The sequence below is a fragment of the Flavisolibacter ginsenosidimutans genome (assembly GCF_007970805.1).
Lineage (GTDB): Bacteria > Bacteroidota > Bacteroidia > Chitinophagales > Chitinophagaceae > Flavisolibacter > Flavisolibacter ginsenosidimutans.
Genome location: NZ_CP042433.1, coordinates 167,198 through 184,963, shown reverse-complemented (window position 1 = coordinate 184,963; position 17,766 = coordinate 167,198). Strand labels below are relative to the sequence as shown.

General features: G+C 48.7%; 8 protein-coding genes. All 8 read right to left on the bottom strand.

Annotated elements, in window-relative coordinates:
* Window positions 1-5 precede the first annotated feature (5 nt).
* Genes FSB75_RS00570 through FSB75_RS00535 form a run of 8 tightly spaced genes read right to left on the bottom strand, consistent with a single transcriptional unit; the run spans window position 6 to window position 17,191 of the window.
* On the bottom strand, window positions 6-2,165 hold the full coding sequence (locus FSB75_RS00570) for a family 43 glycosylhydrolase (RefSeq protein ID WP_146781387.1): 2,160 nt from the start codon (window positions 2,163-2,165) through the stop codon (window positions 6-8).
* Between the two features lie 54 nt (window positions 2,166-2,219).
* Complete coding sequence (locus tag FSB75_RS00565) at window positions 2,220-3,077, bottom strand: glycoside hydrolase family 16 protein (protein WP_227990731.1); 858 nt, start codon at window positions 3,075-3,077, stop codon at window positions 2,220-2,222.
* Entirely contained in the window at window positions 3,077-6,259 is a 3,183-nt protein-coding gene (locus FSB75_RS00560; protein WP_146781385.1) for a glycoside hydrolase family 2 TIM barrel-domain containing protein, read from the bottom strand. The genes FSB75_RS00565 and FSB75_RS00560 overlap by 1 nt, the downstream gene beginning before the upstream one ends.
* Window positions 6,260-6,306: 47 nt before the next feature.
* On the bottom strand, window positions 6,307-7,617 hold the full coding sequence (locus FSB75_RS00555; RefSeq protein ID WP_227990729.1) for a BNR repeat-containing protein: 1,311 nt from the start codon (window positions 7,615-7,617) through the stop codon (window positions 6,307-6,309).
* Window positions 7,618-7,660: 43 nt separating this feature from the next.
* Window positions 7,661-9,481: a RagB/SusD family nutrient uptake outer membrane protein gene (locus tag FSB75_RS00550; protein WP_146781383.1), complete on the bottom strand. Its 1,821-nt coding sequence runs from the start codon at window positions 9,479-9,481 to the stop codon at window positions 7,661-7,663.
* A 32-nt stretch (window positions 9,482-9,513) separates the two neighbouring features.
* The gene (locus FSB75_RS00545) at window positions 9,514-12,660 is read right to left on the bottom strand and encodes a SusC/RagA family TonB-linked outer membrane protein (RefSeq protein WP_146781381.1); all 3,147 of its coding nucleotides are present in this window, start codon (window positions 12,658-12,660) and stop codon (window positions 9,514-9,516) included.
* A 31-nt stretch (window positions 12,661-12,691) separates the two neighbouring features.
* The gene (locus FSB75_RS00540) at window positions 12,692-14,407 is read right to left on the bottom strand and encodes a RagB/SusD family nutrient uptake outer membrane protein (protein ID WP_146781379.1); all 1,716 of its coding nucleotides are present in this window, start codon (window positions 14,405-14,407) and stop codon (window positions 12,692-12,694) included.
* A 12-nt stretch (window positions 14,408-14,419) separates the two neighbouring features.
* A complete protein-coding gene (locus tag FSB75_RS00535; protein ID WP_146781377.1) occupies window positions 14,420-17,191 on the bottom strand; it encodes a SusC/RagA family TonB-linked outer membrane protein in 2,772 nt (923 codons plus the stop codon).
* Window positions 17,192-17,766 lie beyond the last annotated feature (575 nt).

Below are 17,766 nucleotides of genomic sequence, written 5' to 3'. Positions count from 1 at the left end.
TGCGGTTAATCCTTTGCTTTTACGGCAATTGGCTTTACTCCTTCGTGTGTGGGTTTTACTTGTTTAATGCTGCCGTCGCTGTTGAATTCCAGTTTATCAATGCACACTTCGCGGTTATAGCCGGCGGCCCGTCCCATCGAAATTCCAGACGGGTAGGTGAAGCGGTGATAAACAAGATACCACTCGTCTCTGCCGGGAACCTGGATGGTTGAATTATGCCCCGTTGCATAAATGCCAACGAATGGATCTTTTGCGATAACAAGATTGTTTTGCGGAACCCTGATCTTTCCAAGCGGTGAATCTGAAGTGCCGTAACGCACACGGTAATTTTCACTGCGGGTATCGTCTTCGCTCCACATAAAATAGTACGTTCCGTTCCGGTAAAACACATGCGTGCCTTCGCGAAAAGTAGTGTCCGGCGTCAACAGTTTTGTGGTATTCGGCTTTAGCGAAATCATGTCATCATTTAATTCTGCGCCGGCCATGTAACCGTTGCCCCAGTACAAAAAATACGTGCCCGTTTTCGGATCCTGAAACACATCGGGGTCAATCTGCTGGCCGCCTTTTGCTCCGTCGGGACGTTGCTCAATCAAGGGCTTGCCCGAATCAATAAAAGGACCGGTTGGATTGTCCGCAACAGCAACGCCAATTTTTTGCGCGGCGCAGAAATAATAGAAGTATTTGTACTGACCGTTAATCTTTCTTTCAATGACGGTAGGCGCCCAGGCATTTCGTTTGGCCCAACTAACATCTTTATTCAAATCGAGAATTACGCCTTCATCTTTCCACGTAACCAAATCCGTTGACGAAAAGGTTTTGAAATACGTGCCCGACCAATTGTTGAAACCATCGCTTGTTGGATAGATGTAAAACTTTTTTGTCTTCTCCGCATAAATGATGTCCGGATCGGCGTATAAACCATCCAGCACCGGGTTGTGTAACTCCTTTGCGAAAACCTGATAGGTTTGCGTGCCCCTGCCTTTTATGGCTACCGAATATTGCACCGGGCCGTGAGTGAAATTTTGCGATTTCGAATTAACGCTAACACCCGCCAACGGAAGAAACTGCGGGTTAAAATTCGCGAGGTTTGTTCCGGCCTTTACCGGCAAAAAAAGTTTTTTTGCCGCCGTGTCAGAAACAACGTTCAACTTTTTTATTTGCTTTGAGCCCGCAGATGAAATTGCGTCGTCGAAAGACAGCCATTCTTTTACCAACCGTTCGGTTTCTTCTTCCGTGATGGGCATTACCGTTCCGTGGCGCGGATGAAAATTCATGCTCACGTCCTTGTCAATTATCGAGAAGTTTCGCAGGTCGGTTGTTTTTGTAAATTGGTAGCGGCCGCTGGTGTACATGTCGTACATCAAAACATAACCGCTGCCGTCGTTCAATTTGAAAGTGCCCGCACCTTCCACCGGGCTGGCGGTTTGTTGCACGTAGTCGTTGCTTTGCATCGCATAACCGTAAGTCAAGCGATTTGACACGGCTATCTTGATGCCGGGCTGCCTGTCCTCTGTTTTAAAAAACAAATAATATCGGCCATCTTTTTTTATCATATCGCCGTCAATGCAGGCGGCATTGTCAGGACTGAAAAAAAGTTGCCTGGGTGTTGTTTCTAAATCAGTAAAGTCTTTGTTGGCGTATGCGTAATAAATTTTGTCGGGGTCCTTGCCGTGCTTCATCGAGAAATAGATCATGTATTTCTTTGCAGAATCATCGTAAATCGTTTGCGGCGCCCAAACACGCAGCAAACTGTCGTTGCCCGGAAAACGTTTTTGAATGTTGACGACACTTGACGACCAATGAATCAAATCGTTCGACTTCAACAACACCATCGCCCGGTTTGCGTTCCAGCCCAGTGCAGAAACCATGTCGGTTGCCACCATGTAAAAGGTTTTTCCGTCCGCTCCGCGCAAAATGTGCGGGTCGCGAACACCACCGGTTGAACTGATTTTTTCGGAAGAAAGAACCGGCCTGTTGCTGTTCAGCGCACGAAAGTTGTAACCGTCCTTGCTGATGGCGAAATGAATGGATTCATCTGCTTTTGCATTGCCTGTAAAATACGCAAAAAGATAAGCGCTGTATTGTTGCGACGAACGTCTTGCTTGTGCAAAAAGGAGCAAGGGAGCAAGCGCACAAAAAAGAAAAACGGCTTTGCTCTTTCGCATAATATTTCTCAGTAACAAATTGCGTTGCCGGATTCTGTTGTGCATTTGTTGTTTCTAGTTTTTTTGATACACCCGCACGTAATCAATTTCAAAGCGGTTCGGAAACTTCGTATCGCCCAAATCGCCGCCGTTCATTCCGCCCAAAGCTAAGTCCAACAGCATATAATGTGGCTGTTTAAATGGGTTGATGCCTGAACCGTCTTTGTTCACCAATTTGCTCAATTCCGTTTTGTTTAGCAACACGTCATCAACGTACAAGGCAATGGCTTCTTCGTCCCAATCCATTCGCCACACATGAAAGCCGGAAGCCCATTTTTGTCCGCCCATTGAATCAATGGGAAAACGGTTGCTGTACCATTCGGCTTTGCGGTTGGCGCCAATGCAAGCAATGTTGGCCAGCAACTTTCCTTTGTAATACTCCATGATGTCAATCTCGCCGTTTGCGGGCCAGCGTCCGCTTACGCCCAAGGTCCACCACGCGGGCCACAGGCCGCTGCTGATGTCAATCCTTGCCCGCATTAAAAAGCGTCCGTATTGCCAGGAATGTTTGCCTGCTGTGTTGATGCTTGACGATGTGTAGTCAATTGTTTGCCGGCTTCTTCGCCAATCCTTGCTGCCCGCTTCGTAACGCGGATTTGGCTTCGATTCCTTTCGTGCTTCAATAACCAGCAAACCGTTTTTGCAAAACGCGTTTTCTTCCTGATACCATTGCGCTTCTTCGTTGCGCACAAAACCTTTTTCATACCGCCAGGCCGTTGTATCGGGTTTGCCATCTTTGTTGAATTCATCGGCCCAAACAAGTTTGTACCTGTCAATGTCCGTTCCAAAACCGGCAACATCATGCGTTGTTTTGCAAGCGCAAAAACTTACCGTCAAAAAGGCGAAAACACCCGTGATTGCTTTGTTCATCATTAATGCGTGCCCGGCACTTCGGTTTTACTGTCTGTCAATTGCAGGGTATAACTGTAGGAATATTTTTTACTCAACAAGCGGTATTGTTCGTGCGGCAAGGCACCCCAACTGTTGTCGCCGCCAACGCCGCGTTGCGCTAAATCTATGTTGAGAAAAATATTTTTTCGCGGCTTCACATCAGTTGGATGTTGTTGCTTTTTCGTGAGGCCGGGATCAAGATCTTCGGTGGAAACATTGGTGGCACTGAAGCAAATGGACTGAAGGCCCTGGATCAACAAACCTTTGCCCTTGTCATCGGTTAATGAGAGCCAGCGCACATCGGTTTTGTAGCCGCCTTCCTGCGGACGAATGTAGTTCCAGGTCATCTGGTTTTTTACGCTGTCCGTGTACAAGCCAACAAAGGATGCCGTATTCCTATCGCTGTAATTTTCCCAGGGCCCGCGGCCGTAATATTTCAGGTTAACGTATGGCGGTGGCAGGGTCATTCGCATACCGAAGCGTGGCAATTCGGGAAGGTTGCGGCCCGTCATGTCAATGGATGATGTAATGCGAACGCTGCCATCGTTCTGAATAAAATATTCCACCGTGTACGGCACACCGACGCCGGTTAACTCCCAGTCAACTTTCACCGGAACACCGGCTGCAGTTTGATCACCTACGGTTACATTTTTCAACAGGCGGTTCACTTGTGCGGTGCGCCAAATGCCCAACTGTTCCTGCATGTGATTGCCAAAATCATTATCGGTTGGCGCACGCCAGAAATAGGGTTCGGGAAAATCGTTGGTAACGCCGCCGCTGTTCAACGTGTAGCGAACCATTCGTCCTTGCCTTAGGTCAAACTCGCCGCTTACATTGCCCGATGAAAAGCGCAGGCGCGAACCTTCTTTTTGTATCGTCAGTTTCCCGTTGGTTGATGCGTTACTTGCGGGTTGTTGCGCCAAATAATCGCTGTTCAGTTTGAACTGTTCTCTTCCCACTTCATGTCCCAGGGGAAGCAATTCTGTTTGCGAAGCTTTGGAGATGTTTGCAAACACGTTAACGAAATATTCTGCGTTGTCGCTTGTTTTAGAGGACGGAAGTTGCAGCGTTACCTCTTTTTGTTGATGCGGCTCTACGCTCACGTTAAACCGGCCTTCGTGAATGATCTCGCCGTTCTTCACCAGTTGGTAAACAAAATCGTATTGGTCAAGATTCGTAAAGTCAAAGAGGTTTTGCACGGTAATGATTCCTTTCGAAATGTCTGCCGCTTTGAACTGAATTTTTGAATACACTTTCTTCACTTCGTAAATGCCCGGATGCACGGTGCGGTCGGCAGCAATTAAACCATTAGCACAAAAGTTTTCGTCGTTCTGCAAAGCGTATCCACCCAAGTCGCCGCCGTATGCGTAAAAAGGCCGGCCGTCGGTTGTGTACGTCAACATGCCCTGGTCAATCCAATCCCAGATAAAGCCGCCCTGCATGTGCGGAGAGCTTCGAATGACATCGTAATATTCCTGGAAATTGCCGTTGCTGTTGCCCATCGAATGCGAGTACTCACACATGATGTACGGACGTTTTTTTGTGTTGTCGGCCGCATACGTTTTCATGCTGTTAATACCGGGATACATCGGGCAAACAATGTCGGTGTTCCAATCTTCGCCGGCTTGCTCAAATTGTACGGGCCTTGTATTGTCGCGACCTTTCATCCATACATATCCATCGTGAAAAACTTTGCCGTTGCCGGTCTCGTTGCCCATGCTCCAAATGATGACCGAAGGATGATTTTTATCACGCTCCACCAATCGTTTCATGCGGTCGAAATATTCCGGCGCCCATAGCGGCAGGTAAGCCGGATGTTTCGTACTGTCGAACCAACCTTGCAAAGAAGCGCCCATGCCGTGCGTTTCAATGTTGGCTTCATCAACCAAATACAAACCGTACTTGTCGCACAACTTGTACCAATAAACATCGTTGGGATAATGCGATGTACGCACGGCGTTGATGTTGTGTTGCTTCATCAATTGCACGTCGCGAAGCATTTGCTCTTTGTTGGGCACGTGGCCTTTCACCGGATCGTGTTCGTGGCGGTTTACACCGTGAACATACGTGGCTACGCCGTTGATCAACAACTGCGCATTTTTGATTTCAATTTTGCGGAAGCCAATCTTTGCACCGGTATGATAAACCTTTGAATCGTTGCCCGTAGAGAACGTGATGATGCAGTCGTAAAGATTTGGATATTCGGCGCTCCATTTGAGCGGATTGTTTACGGCACCGTTAAAGTGAAGCGTTTGAATGCTATCGGCTGACGACGCAACGTTTTTCGTTTGTGCGAAAATATTCTTGCCCGTTTTATCCATTACAGCAACGGTAACGCTGCCACTTTTTGTTGCGGAGTTTGCAAAGCGGCGCAAGTCAACATCGGCACTGAACAAACCGTTTTTATACTGCGCATCCAAATCCGCTTTTAAAAAGAAATCCCATACCGAAAGCTTTGGCAGGGCATACAAGAAAACATCGCGTTCAATGCCGCTGATGCGAAAGAAATCCTGGTCTTCCATGTAGCTGCCGTCGTGCCAGCGAAATACTTGCACAGCCAAAAGGTTCTCTCCTTTTTTCAGGTATTTTGTGATGCGGAATTCAGCCGGCGATTTGGAGGCTTTCGTCATGCCTACCTTTTGTCCGTTCACGTACACAAAGGCGCAACCGGTGATGGAACCAAATTGCAGCATTACTTCGCTGCCGCTCCAGGATGCAGGCACCGTAAAGGTTTTGCGGTATGTACCCACCGGGTTGTTCTCGCCGATGAAGGGCGGGTTTTTTGGATAAGGATACGTGATGTTTGTGTAGATAGGAATGCCAAAGCCTTCGCGTTCCCAGTTTGACGGAACAGGAATGCTGCTCCACTTTGCATCGTTCAAATCGGCGCGGTAAAAATCTTTAATACGGGCCGCGTATTTGTCAACGTAAACAAACTTCCACGTACCGTTGAGCGATTGATAATACGGCGACTTGCTGTAATCGTCTGTTGTAACATCGGCTTTTTTATCAAAGAGCATGAAACTGGCGTGCGGCGCTTCTTTGTTCAGTTCATAAAGCTGCGGGTTTTCCCAATCGTTGTTCTGTGATTGACACCACGCCGACGAAGCAAGGAACAAGGCAAGGGCCAGCGTCTTCCATTTATTGTTGTGAACGAATCTCATCTCAATTATTTTAAATGATTTCAAGCTCCTTTTATTTGGACAAGGTTTTAAAATTTCGGTTTCCATTCCAACACTTGCACGGGTTGCGGCGGCATGTTCGCTACGCCTTCAGCATCTACCTGCTCTACTTTTTGCACAAACAAATTCAACACGTGTTTTTCTTTCCAAAGCTCGGTGTCGTATGTCGGCTCCCACGAACCAACGGACGTTTGTGTAAGATCGAAGAGCTTGCATTTGTTTCTTTCAATCTTGTCAATTGTTGCCACGGAAACCTTGCCGCCGCGTTCTTCGTCGCGAAAGAGGAGAACGGCTTTTGCCTTCTCTCCTTTTCCTTTCACCAGAAGCTGTGGCCGGGCAACGGGTATGCGTTTGGAACCCTGGCCGCTCAAGCTGAAAGGTGTTTTTCGAAAATTCAGCGGCAATACTTTCCAGTCTTTTTTTGCACGGTAGATGATGTGGTATTGCGGAACCGTTGTACCTGCGTCTCTCCAATATGTTGCAATGAACGGCCTTCCTTCTTCATCGGTTGTCATGGATGTTTGATTAATCAACTCACTGTTTTGTGGAATGTGCACCGCGTACTCCGCCGACTTCTGCGTGATGGGCAGTGAATACTTTTCACCCGTGCTTTTTTTCCAGGTAAAGCCGCCGTCTTTTGAGCAGGCATAGCCCATGTCGTGATTGCTGGCCACGTCGGGGCTTTCGCGCCAAACCCAGGAGATGTGAATTGTTCCTTTTGCATCTACGCAGGCTTGCCAATAAGCGTTTCGCTGTCCTTCGCCGTCAATTAAATTTTGTTGAAGTTGCGTCCATTGCTTTGTGGCAAGATTGTATTTGTTGAGGACAAGGTTGCCGTTACCGGAACCGCCGTCGCGATAAAAAAACAAGAGGTCGCCGTTGGGCAGTTTGTGAAATTCGGGATAGCTGACTTTGTCTTCGGCTTTGCCTGTCATCGGCATTTTATCCGTTAAATCCAACGAACCGGGTGCAATGCTTCTGCAATAACGCAAAGGATTGTTGTGATGGTCCCAAGCCATGTGCAGAAAGCCTTCGCCGTCAATCATGATGCTGATGCAATTGTGCGCATCGGTGATGTGGCCCTGATAAACTGTCTTCTTTAAAATCCATTTTGCTTCGCCGAGTTTTCGTTTGCCAAGCACCACGTAGCGGTCTTTGTCGTAAAAAGAAATGAACTGCGTATCCTTAAAACTCACCAATGAATTTTTGCGAAAGACAACCGTGTTAACAGAATTGTTTGCCCAGCCGTTGTCAACGTTGAAAACCGTTACGTCCGAACCCGATTGCGCCACTGCAACCACGCTGCTGATCATGACCGCGATTCGAAAAAGCACTTTCACTGAAACCAATTTTTTCAACATTGACTTTCGTTTACAGATTGATTTACCAACCCGGGTTCTGAAGCATTGCCGGCATCTTGCGTATCTCTGCGTCTTGTATTGGCAACAAATACATCTCCGGGCGGAAAGTGTGTTGGCGAATGGTATTTTCAATTTGATACGTGAAGGACAAGCCTGCGCCGGTGGTTAACGAGCCGCTGCTGCCTACACGAATCGGGTGCATCACCTGGTTGAAACCCGTTGGCCCGCCGTTGTACAAGGTCATTGCAATCTTCCAGCGGCGAATGTCATTCCAGCGCTGGTCTTCGTAGGCAAGTTCAATGCGCCGTTCGTTCTGAATGAAAGCACGCATCTCGGCTTGTGTCATGTTTGACTTCATGCCGTACAAACCGTTGCTGCCCGCATCAATGCCCGCTCTTGCTCTCAACTCCTGCAACTTTGGATAAGCCAGCGCTGTTTGTCCCACCTCGTTAATTGCCTCTGCGTAGTTCAAAAGAATTTCGGCATAGCGCATCAGCGGCCAGTTGCGTGCGGGGCTTGCACCCACGCTATTCGTTACGGTGCTGTCGCACATCTTGCGAACAAAATAGCCCGTGTTGCCACCGGAAGAAAAAGCATCGCCGGTTTGACCGGTTCCTGTAAAGGTCCATACAAAATCTTGCGTGTTGGCGTTGCTTTGATATTTGGCTCCGTTAAAAATGATGGTGTAATTAAAACGCGGATCGCGGCTGATGTATGGATTGGCCGGATTGTAACCCGATGTCGGATCGGTAATGGCTTTGCCGTTCTTCATGGGGAAGGCATCCACCAAATTTTGCGTAGCCCTGGTGTAGTTTGCTCCGCCTCTTGTACCGGGCAAGTAATAACCTTCAAAGTCTTTGTTGTTGGGCCGTGTAACCACAAAAATATTTTCAGGGTTTACGCGGTTTATAAAACCAAGATAAAAGCCTGCGCCGGGTTGCGAGTTGTTTACGTAAAGCGAATAATAGCCGGAGTTAATGACTGCCAAGGCTGCGTCGGCTGCGTCTTGCCAATGTTTTACATCGTAGCTTGAATAACTAACCAGGGGAATTTGTTCTGCCGAGGCTGCGGGTATGGCGCCGCCGTTGAACAGCGGGCTTGCGGCGTACAAAAGCAGTCTTGATTTCAAACCCATAGCCGTTCCTTTTGTTACGCGGCCGTAATCAAAATCGTCGTAGCCGCCGCTTGCAAGCGGCACACCGGGAGTTGGCAACAGCTTCGCCGCTTCATCCAATTCATTAGACAGGTAAGAAACCAGGTCGGCAAATTTTTGCCGTGGCAGGTTAATGAAATCATCAATGCCGTAAACGTTATCACCCACGTTGGGCACGCCGCCGTAAATAATCAAAAGCTGCAAATAATACCAGGCACGCAGGCATTTTACTTCGCCCTTGATTCTTGCTTTCATGGCGGCCGAAAGCGGAACGGATTCCAAATGCGAAAGAAGCAAATTGCAGCGGCGGATATTTTTATAAGGTGTATTCCAGATGTCGGTTGCGGGCGGGCTTGAGCCGTAGTTGGCCGCCGAAAACGTACCCTGGTAAAACATCACGGATGGACGGGTAGCGGAACTCAAGGAATACTCACCGTCGTCAACGGATTGTTCCTGGTTGCCGTGTGTTTCCCAACGGCGCTTGTTGAACGAAAAACCAATGCCTGCAAAATCGGTGTTGCCGAACGTGCCTTCGGCGTAAATACCGTTCAAAAACTGAATGGTGCGAAGGCTGTCCGAAAACACGGCCGCTTCGTCAAGTGCCGTCGTTTTGTTTTCAAGAAAGCCGCTGTTTTTTGTGCACGATGCAAGCACCAGGCAAGCAGCAATGGCAATGACTAAATTCTTCATATAACAATGTTGTGTGCTCAAAAGATTTTGTTTTAAAACGTGGCGCTGATACCGAAATTGAAAATGCGTTGCGGCGGATAGTTGGTACGGTCCGTTCCGCTGCTGCCCGTGCTTCCCTGGTTAATTTCCGGGTCAAGCTGATAAAGTTGGCTCAGCTTTGTCCAGGTAATAAGGTTGTAGCCGTTGCTGTAAACTCTTATCTCCTTCATGTGAAGTGGCTTCATCCATCTTTGCGGCAAGGTGTAGCCAATCTCCGCTGTTTTTAACCGCACAAAATCGCCGGGCAATAAATAGAAGGTAGATGGATAGGCTCTCGAATCGCTGATGCCCGGAATAAACGTCAGCAAGGGAAACTTCGCGTTGTCGCCGAGGTCTGGCGTCCATGCCTGCTGATGAATGGCGCGGAAGTTCCCGCCAAAAGGTTGAATGGCTTCCGCCAAACCACGCACGTTAAAATTGAACGATCCTTGGAAGAATACACCGATGTTGAAGCCTTTATAACGAACGGATAAATTCAAACCAGCAGTCGTATTCGGAACGTTTGGATTGCCCTGCACTTTCGCGTCGTAACCGTCAATGATGCCGTCGCCGTTCAAGTCGGCATATTTCAAATCGCCGGGACGAACGGTGAGGCCCGCAGGCTTTGCGCTCTTGGCAATGTCGTTGCTGTCCTTGTAAAAACCAATCCAGGTGTAAACCCGTTGCGTGTTGATGGCATGGCCTGTGTACGACTGGTAATCGTATTTGTAAGAAGGTTCGTCGGCAAAGACAATTTTGTTCTTTGCATAGGAATACGTTCCCTTTACCGAATACGACCAATCTTTCCCAATCGTGCCGGCATAATTTACTTCTACTTCAATGCCCTTGTTGTTCACCTTACCAAGATTCACCGGCGGAAGGCCTTGTCCGAACACGGCCGACACCGAGCCAAAACGCGAATCGGTTTTGCCGCTTCGATCGGTGAGAATGTCATAGCGGTTGTTGTTGAAGTATTCAACGGTTGCGTTCAGCTTGTTGTTGAAAAAGCCGAGTTCAACGCCGAGGTCAAGTTTCTTTTCTTTTTCCCAGCTCACGTTTAAGTTGCCCAATGTGCCTTCGTAAATGGCCGTGCCGCTGTTGGCGCTCGGGTTGCCAAAGAAAACCTGCCCGCCCGCCGATCCGTAGGTTTGCTGGTAATAATAAGCGAAGCTTCCCAGTTTGTCGTTTCCAACCAAACCGTAAGAACCTCTCAGCTTCATGCGGCTGATGAATTTAATGTTGCGTTTAAAGAAGCCTTCTTCCGAAACGTTCCATCCAGCCGAGCCCGCGGGAAAAAAGCCGTAACGGTTTGCGGCCGAAAAACGGTCGGAGCCGTTGTAAGCGCCGTTGAATTCAACCATGTATTTCTGCCGGTAATCGTAACCCACGCGGCCGATATAACTTCTGAAATTGCTCGGAATAAAATTGTAAACGCTGTTGCTGCTGGCCCTTGTATCGGATTGTTGCAGGAACATGGCTAATCCATATACGTGATGCCCTGTAAAAGTGCGGTCGTAATTCAGCGCAGCCTGACTGGTAACCAGCCGGATGGTGCTGCCGTTGCTGGAACCGCGAATAAGACGGCGAACACGGTAAGTGTTTGTGCTGCGCGGCGTGTACGTATTGGTTGCCGGATCGTAGATGTAAGAAGGAAACTCTCCGCCCGACATGCTCACGTTCGGATTGTTGTAATTGGAGGCATACGAAAGCGTGCCCTTTATTGATAAGCCTCTTGTGATAAAATCAAGCTTTTGGTTAAGCGTTGAAAGCAAGTTCATGTTGTTTTCAAAGCGGCGTGTATAACCCAAATACGTAAGACGGCCAATGATGTTGTTCACGTCGTAAACCGTGCCGCCGGTGCCGGGGCTTTTCGCCCACTGGCTATAACCCAACGAGCCATCGGGATTGTAAAGCGGGTAAGCCCACGGCGCAAGCGTCCAAATGCTTCCGTAATCGGCAAACACATCGTTCCAGCCGTTGGGGCTTCCAACCTGCGGTGTGTTAATGGTGCTAACGTTGCCCGATAAATCAAAGCGCAGATCGGTAGTGCGTGTAACCTTTATGTCAAGGTTTGAACGGTAGTTGTATCGTTCGTTGTAATAATTGTTGTTGATGCCAAGCGGGCTGCCAAAATCTTTCACCATTCCGTCCTGGTAGAGATAACCCGCCGAAATAAAATAACGAACTTTTTCTGTTCCTCCGGTGATGTCGAAGTTGCCGCGGTATTGACGGCTGAATTTTTTGAACAGCACATTTTTCCAATTAATATCCGAGTGGCCGTAAGGATCGGTATGATCGCGAAAGGCAGCCAGGTCAGCATCTGAAAACAGCGGCGCAAGTCCGTCGTTTTTCCTTCCCTGGTTGTACAATACGGCCGCATCGTACGCATTTAAAAATTGCGGAAAAATGTCGGGTTGCTGCAAGCTTGTTTCGGCACGAAAAGAAATCTGCGGAGCGCCAATTTTGCCGCGGCGTGTGGTTACAATCACTACACCGTTTGCGCCTCTTACACCGTAAACCGCCGTAGCAGAAGCGTCTTTTAAAATGGTGATGGATTCAATCTCGTTCGGGTCGAGGCGGGCAAACTGGTCATACGAAAATTCTATGTCATCAACAATAATCAACGGCGTTGTGCTGCCCACGTTGTAAGAGCTTACACCGCGAATGTAAAACGTTGCGCCATCGGCACCCGGCTGCCCGGATGTTTGCTGCGAGAAGAAGCCGGGTAACTTTCCAGCCATTGTGTTTTGAATGCTTGCCGATGGATTTTCACGCAAGTCTGCGCCGGAAACGGTGCTGATAGCGCCGGTGGTTGTTACTTTCTTTTGACGGCCGTAACCCACAATCACAACATCGGCTAAACTGTTGGCGGCGTTCTTCAACACAACACTTACGGCATTGCCGTTGCTCACCGGCACTTCCTGCGCATCGTATCCTACGTTTGAAACAATCAGCGTGTGCGAGCCGCCTTTTAAGTTAAGCGAAAACCGTCCCGAGGCATTGGTGCTGGTGCCGTTTCCCTTCACGCCTTTTTCGGCAACCGTAGCGCCTACAATGGCGTTGCCGGTTGAATCGGACACCGTGCCGCTTACCTGCTGCGCAACGGCTTTGGTGCAGGCAAGCGTTAGCAAGGCAAACAAAAAGAATAAAAATGATTTCATCGTATAAGCTTTTACTTCGTTTTGGAATGAATTACCAGCCCTCGTTTTGAATGAGCTTTGAATTTTTTGTGATCTCGTCGTACGGAATGGGCATGTGATAAAGCCGTGCGGGAAATGCCGGCGTCATGACCAGTATGGATTGGTAAGTTGGCGTTGTGCCTGCCGTGATTCTTACACCGGTCAGCGGTGTTGACAAAACCTGATCGGCAATCTTCCAGCGGCGAATGTCCCAGAACCGGTGTTCTTCAAAAGCCAGCTCAATGCGCCGTTCGTTTTGAACGAGTGTGCGCATTTCGGTTTGCGTAATGCTTGCCTTGATGCCGTACCGGCTGTTGGTGCCCGCAGCGATGCCTGCTCTTGCACGCAGCGTTTTAATTTGCGTAACGGCACTTTCTACTTGTCCCAATTCATTCAACGCTTCAGCATAATTCAACAGGATTTCAGCGTAACGAAAGATGGGAAAATTGTGGCTTTGACTGCTGAACGCCGTGCTGCCGCCGAAGTTGCCAAGAAATTTGCTCAGGTAATAACCGGTTCTTGTTTGCACCGGCGCCACAGCCGGGTTATCGGGCTTGTCCAAACCACCGTTAAAGGTTTGCACGGCGCGGCCAAGCCAGGTATATCCGTTGTAAAAAACAGTGGCCGCCAGGCGCGGATCGCGGCCCGTATAAGGCGTGGCAGCGTTGTAGCCCGAACCGGTTTCGCTAATGCTCAAACCGTTTGCCATCGGAAAGGCATCAACAAAATTTTGCGTGGGACTTGTTAACCCCAGGCTTCTTGTATTGGACACCACGTAACCAACCGGCGACTGGCTTACTTCAAGTGATGAATTATTGGATACTTGTTTGGCAAAGATGATTTCCGAACTCATTTTGGTGGTAAACACCGAAGCGAAAGCCGTTGGCGAACCGCTTGTGACCAATTTATAATACGTGCCCAGAGCGTTGAATTCGGTAACGGCATCCACCACTTTTTGCCAGCGTGCAGCGTCGTAGGTTGGATAGCCGGTCAGGGCTTTTTTTGTTGGATCTGTTTCAATGCCGCCGCCATTAAAAAGCGGACTTGCTGCATACAACAACACGCGGCATTTCAGCGCAACGGCCGCGCCTTTCGAAGCACGTCCCCAATCGGATGTTGACACCGGGTCAGGCCGCATGCTGTCTTTCATGGCGGTGCATTCGCTTACGATGTAATCAACCGTTTGTGCAAAGCTTGCGCGGGGCAATTCAATGTTTTCGGTGGTGCTTAAAACCGTATCGCCCAGCAAAGGCACGCCGCCGTAGCGCTTCAACAATTCCCAGTAAAAAAAGGCGCGGAGAAACCGTGCTTCCGACTTGTAGTATTGCTTGGTTTGTGCGGCAATGGGTACGCGGTCAATGCTCTTTAAAAAAATATTGGCGCGGCGAATGCCGTAATAACTGTTGCCCCAGTACGCATCGGGATTATTGAGTACGGTAACGGTTCCTTTCAAAAAATTCTCCACCGATGTATTGTAACGCGAAGGCAAAGCCTCGCCGGCTGCGTCGTCTAAAAAATCACCGTCAACGCGGTTAAAGCCATCGGGGATGTAAGTGTAAATATTGTTCAGATCGTAACCCGCAACCACGCCGTTCCGGTCAAGCGAATCAAAGGTGAGGTCGGACGTGAACCAGTCCTTCGGTTGCTCCTCGTATTTGCGGCACGACGAAGCAACAATAACCACCAAACTAGTTGTGAGTATGAGGAAAAAAATCGTTGTCTTTTTCATATTGCTGCAATCTTAAAATTTAATGTTGATGCCGAAATTGAATAGCTTCTGCACAGGATAGCCGCCTGAATATGCCTCGGGATCGCGGCCGTCAAGTTCGGAGGACGCATGTGTGAAGAGGTTGTAGCCGTTGGCAAAAATGCGCACCGTTTGCAGGCGTATTTTTCCAATGACAGCCGCGGGAAATGAATAACCAATTTCGGTGTTCTTCAGCCGCAGGTAGTTACCGTTCTTCATCCAGAAAGATGAAACGGCATCGTTGTTTGAGTTGGCGCCGTAACTCAATCGCGGATAGCTTGCAGTGGTGGCAGTTGCCGGTGTCCACCGGTTTAAATTGTTGCTGTAGGCTTGGCCTGTGCCGCTGTTTTGAAAGGCCCAGTAGCTGCTTCCGCTTAAATAAACGTTGCGGTTTTGCACGCCCTGCACCAAAGCGCTAAGGTCAAATCCTTTAAAGCTTATACCGAAAGATGCACCGTAAAAAAACAAGGGCTTTGTTGTGCCGATTGCGATAACATCATACTGGTTGATAACGCCATCACCGTTCAAGTCTTTGTACTTGATGTCGCCGGGCTGGGGTTTGTAACCAACCGTTGTGGCGCTGCTGCTAATCTCCGCCTGCGACTGAAACAATCCATTGGCAACATAGCCAAAGGCCTGCCCAACCGGCTGACCTGTTTGCTTCATCCAGTCGTAAGGTTTTGCCACTTCATCTGCAAACAGCACCTTGCTGCCAACGCTCGACCCATTCAACGCCACGAAATATTGCAGTTCCTTCACCGTTTGCTGCCAGCCAAGCTTTACTTCATAGCCCGTGTAGCGGTTTTGCCCGATGTTTTCATCAGGATAATCGTTGCCAATCAGGGTGCTGTTGCGGCCACGTTGTTGCAGCAAATCGTAATACTTGTTTCTGAAATATTCTACCGTGAACGAAAGATGATTGTTGATAGCAGAACCGTTGAGGCCAAGGTTTAACTTGGCTGCTTTTTCCCACGTGATGTTCGTATTGGGAAGTGTGCCTTCGGTGATGGTGGTAACGCCGCCAGCGCCTGTGCCAAAGATGGCCGAAGGCCCGTCGTAAAAGCGAGGATAATAAACAAAGTAGCCCGCATTGTCCCAGCCAACTTTACCATAAGAACCGTATAACCGAAGGTTCGATACAAAGGATACGGTCTTCATAAAGTTCTCCTGCGAAAGGTTCCAGCCCAAGCCAACAGAAGGGAAAAAGCCACGCTTTGTATTGCCATCTGGCGGATAGCGATTAGAACCGTTGAAGTCAAACGCTCCTTCAATCAAATATTTTCCCTTAATGCTGTAAGCCGCTCGCCCCGAACCGCCGCTGACAGTATAAGGAAGATCTGAACCGTTTGTAGAATTATCGCGGTTGGCCAGCAGCAACACATTCAGTGCATCGCCGTTTTTAAAATCCTTGTCGTAGCCAAGGCTAAATTCTTCGTAATCGTTACGGCCCTGGTAGGCAATGCCGCTGCTGTTGGCCTGCGTACCGTTGGTTCCGAATTGCGTGTAAGCAGTGCCCGCCTGTTGAAAGACCGCAAAGGATTTGTTGCGCACAACGTCTTCGGCCAGGGTAGAATAGAAGGCCACTTTCGTTTTCATCCACAAACCCGGAAGAAGGTCGTCGAGCTTTCGTTGGAGATAAACATTTACCAGCACATCGCGGAAATAACGCTGGCGATAACCCGAGCCAATGGTTTGCGCCAGGATGTTGTTTTGATAAAGTTGCGTTCCGCCAAAGCTGCCGTTTGGATTCAACAAAGGATAAGCGTTTGCGGGTGTATTCAGCAAATTGGAAAGAATGGTATTGGTAGTTGCACCGGGTTCGTTTGAGTTTAAAATGCGTCCCAACAAATAAATGCCGCCGGTAAGCTTGGGTGTGATGTTCACATCAATATTGGAACGAATGACGTAACTCTTGTACGTATTATTGGTGTTGTAGCTGTTGCTGTCTACGGTTTTAAAAAAGCCGGTTTGATTGACGTGTTCCAGCGAAACAAAATAGCGGGCCGTTTGATTGCCGCCGCTGGCAGAAAGTGTGTACCGGCTAAGCAGCGAGGTATTATTGGTAATAGCATCGCGAAAGTTTACATCCGGGTAATTGTACGGGTCCGTGCCGTTCCTGTAAGCGTCAAGCGCCGTGGAAGAATAATACAGGCCCGAATTCAGGCTGTCAATACCGTCGTTTCGCAGCGCCTCGTTGTGCAGCCGTGCATAGTCGTAAGCGCCCAACGTTTTTGGAAAAGCAAGCGGCTTTTGCACGGCAGTTTGCACGGTAAAAGAAATCTGTTGCTTGGCGGCTTTACCCTTGCGGGTGGTAATTAATATGGCGCCGTGTGCCCCTCTCACGCCCAGCATGGCCGTTGCCATTGCGTCTTTTAACACCGTCACCGATTCAATTTCTTCCAGATCAAAGGCGGTAAGATTGGCCACTACGCCGTCAATCAGGATCAATGGCGACTGGCCGCGCAGCGTTAGCGAAGCGCCGTCCGAACCGGGCAGGCCGGATGACTGAAGGGTGTACAATCCAGCCAGTCGTCCGCTAAGCGCATTGCGAAAAGTAGTTACCGGTGATTTAATCAGGTCGGCGTTGTAAACTTCGTCGTGCGAAGCCGTGGTTAAATTAGCCGGCACCGACGTGTAAATGAGTTCCGCGGTCTTGGAACGCGTCAGGTCAATAACGGCCGTGTCCTTCGCCGTCTGCGCTTTTGCGCCCTGACCAATGGCTAAAAAGAGGCCGGGGAAGAACAGAAGTGTAGCAATCAATTTCATACTGAGATATTAAAGCTGGTTAGATAGCAGGAGTAATTTAGGTTCTCGTTTTCAAGCTTGTTGAAGATTTAAAAAATGGAGATGCCAAAAAGACCGAATGACAAGCGGGAGTGCATCGGTTAGAAGCGAGATTTTTTTCATGAGCAAGCGTTTCTGTTTTTAAATGAAACCGCTGTTGGCGAGAAGGCAGGCTTTGCTTTCTTACATTTAAACCCGGACGGTTTCCATCAGGCAGCCAGGCAATTTGCGGTTTACGATTTCAGCACCAAGATAGGCCGACCAGCAGCTAAGAACGTGGGGGGCATTCTCAAAATAAGGGGGGTAAATTCGGCAATTCCACTTTTTTTCAAACAGAAACCACCCTCATTCCTGTTTAACCAGGAAAGCAACGATTATTATTTGCCCGGTGTTTGTAAGTTTTTGTTTACGGTAAAATCCTTTGAAAATACAGGCTCGTATCTTTTAATATAACCGGAAGTGTTCCTTCCAAAAAGGCCGAAAACTGTTTTCGAAAATATTTTGTCCCGGCAATGCCCACCTGAAAAACGGCTTCGTTCACGTTGCCATTGATTTGA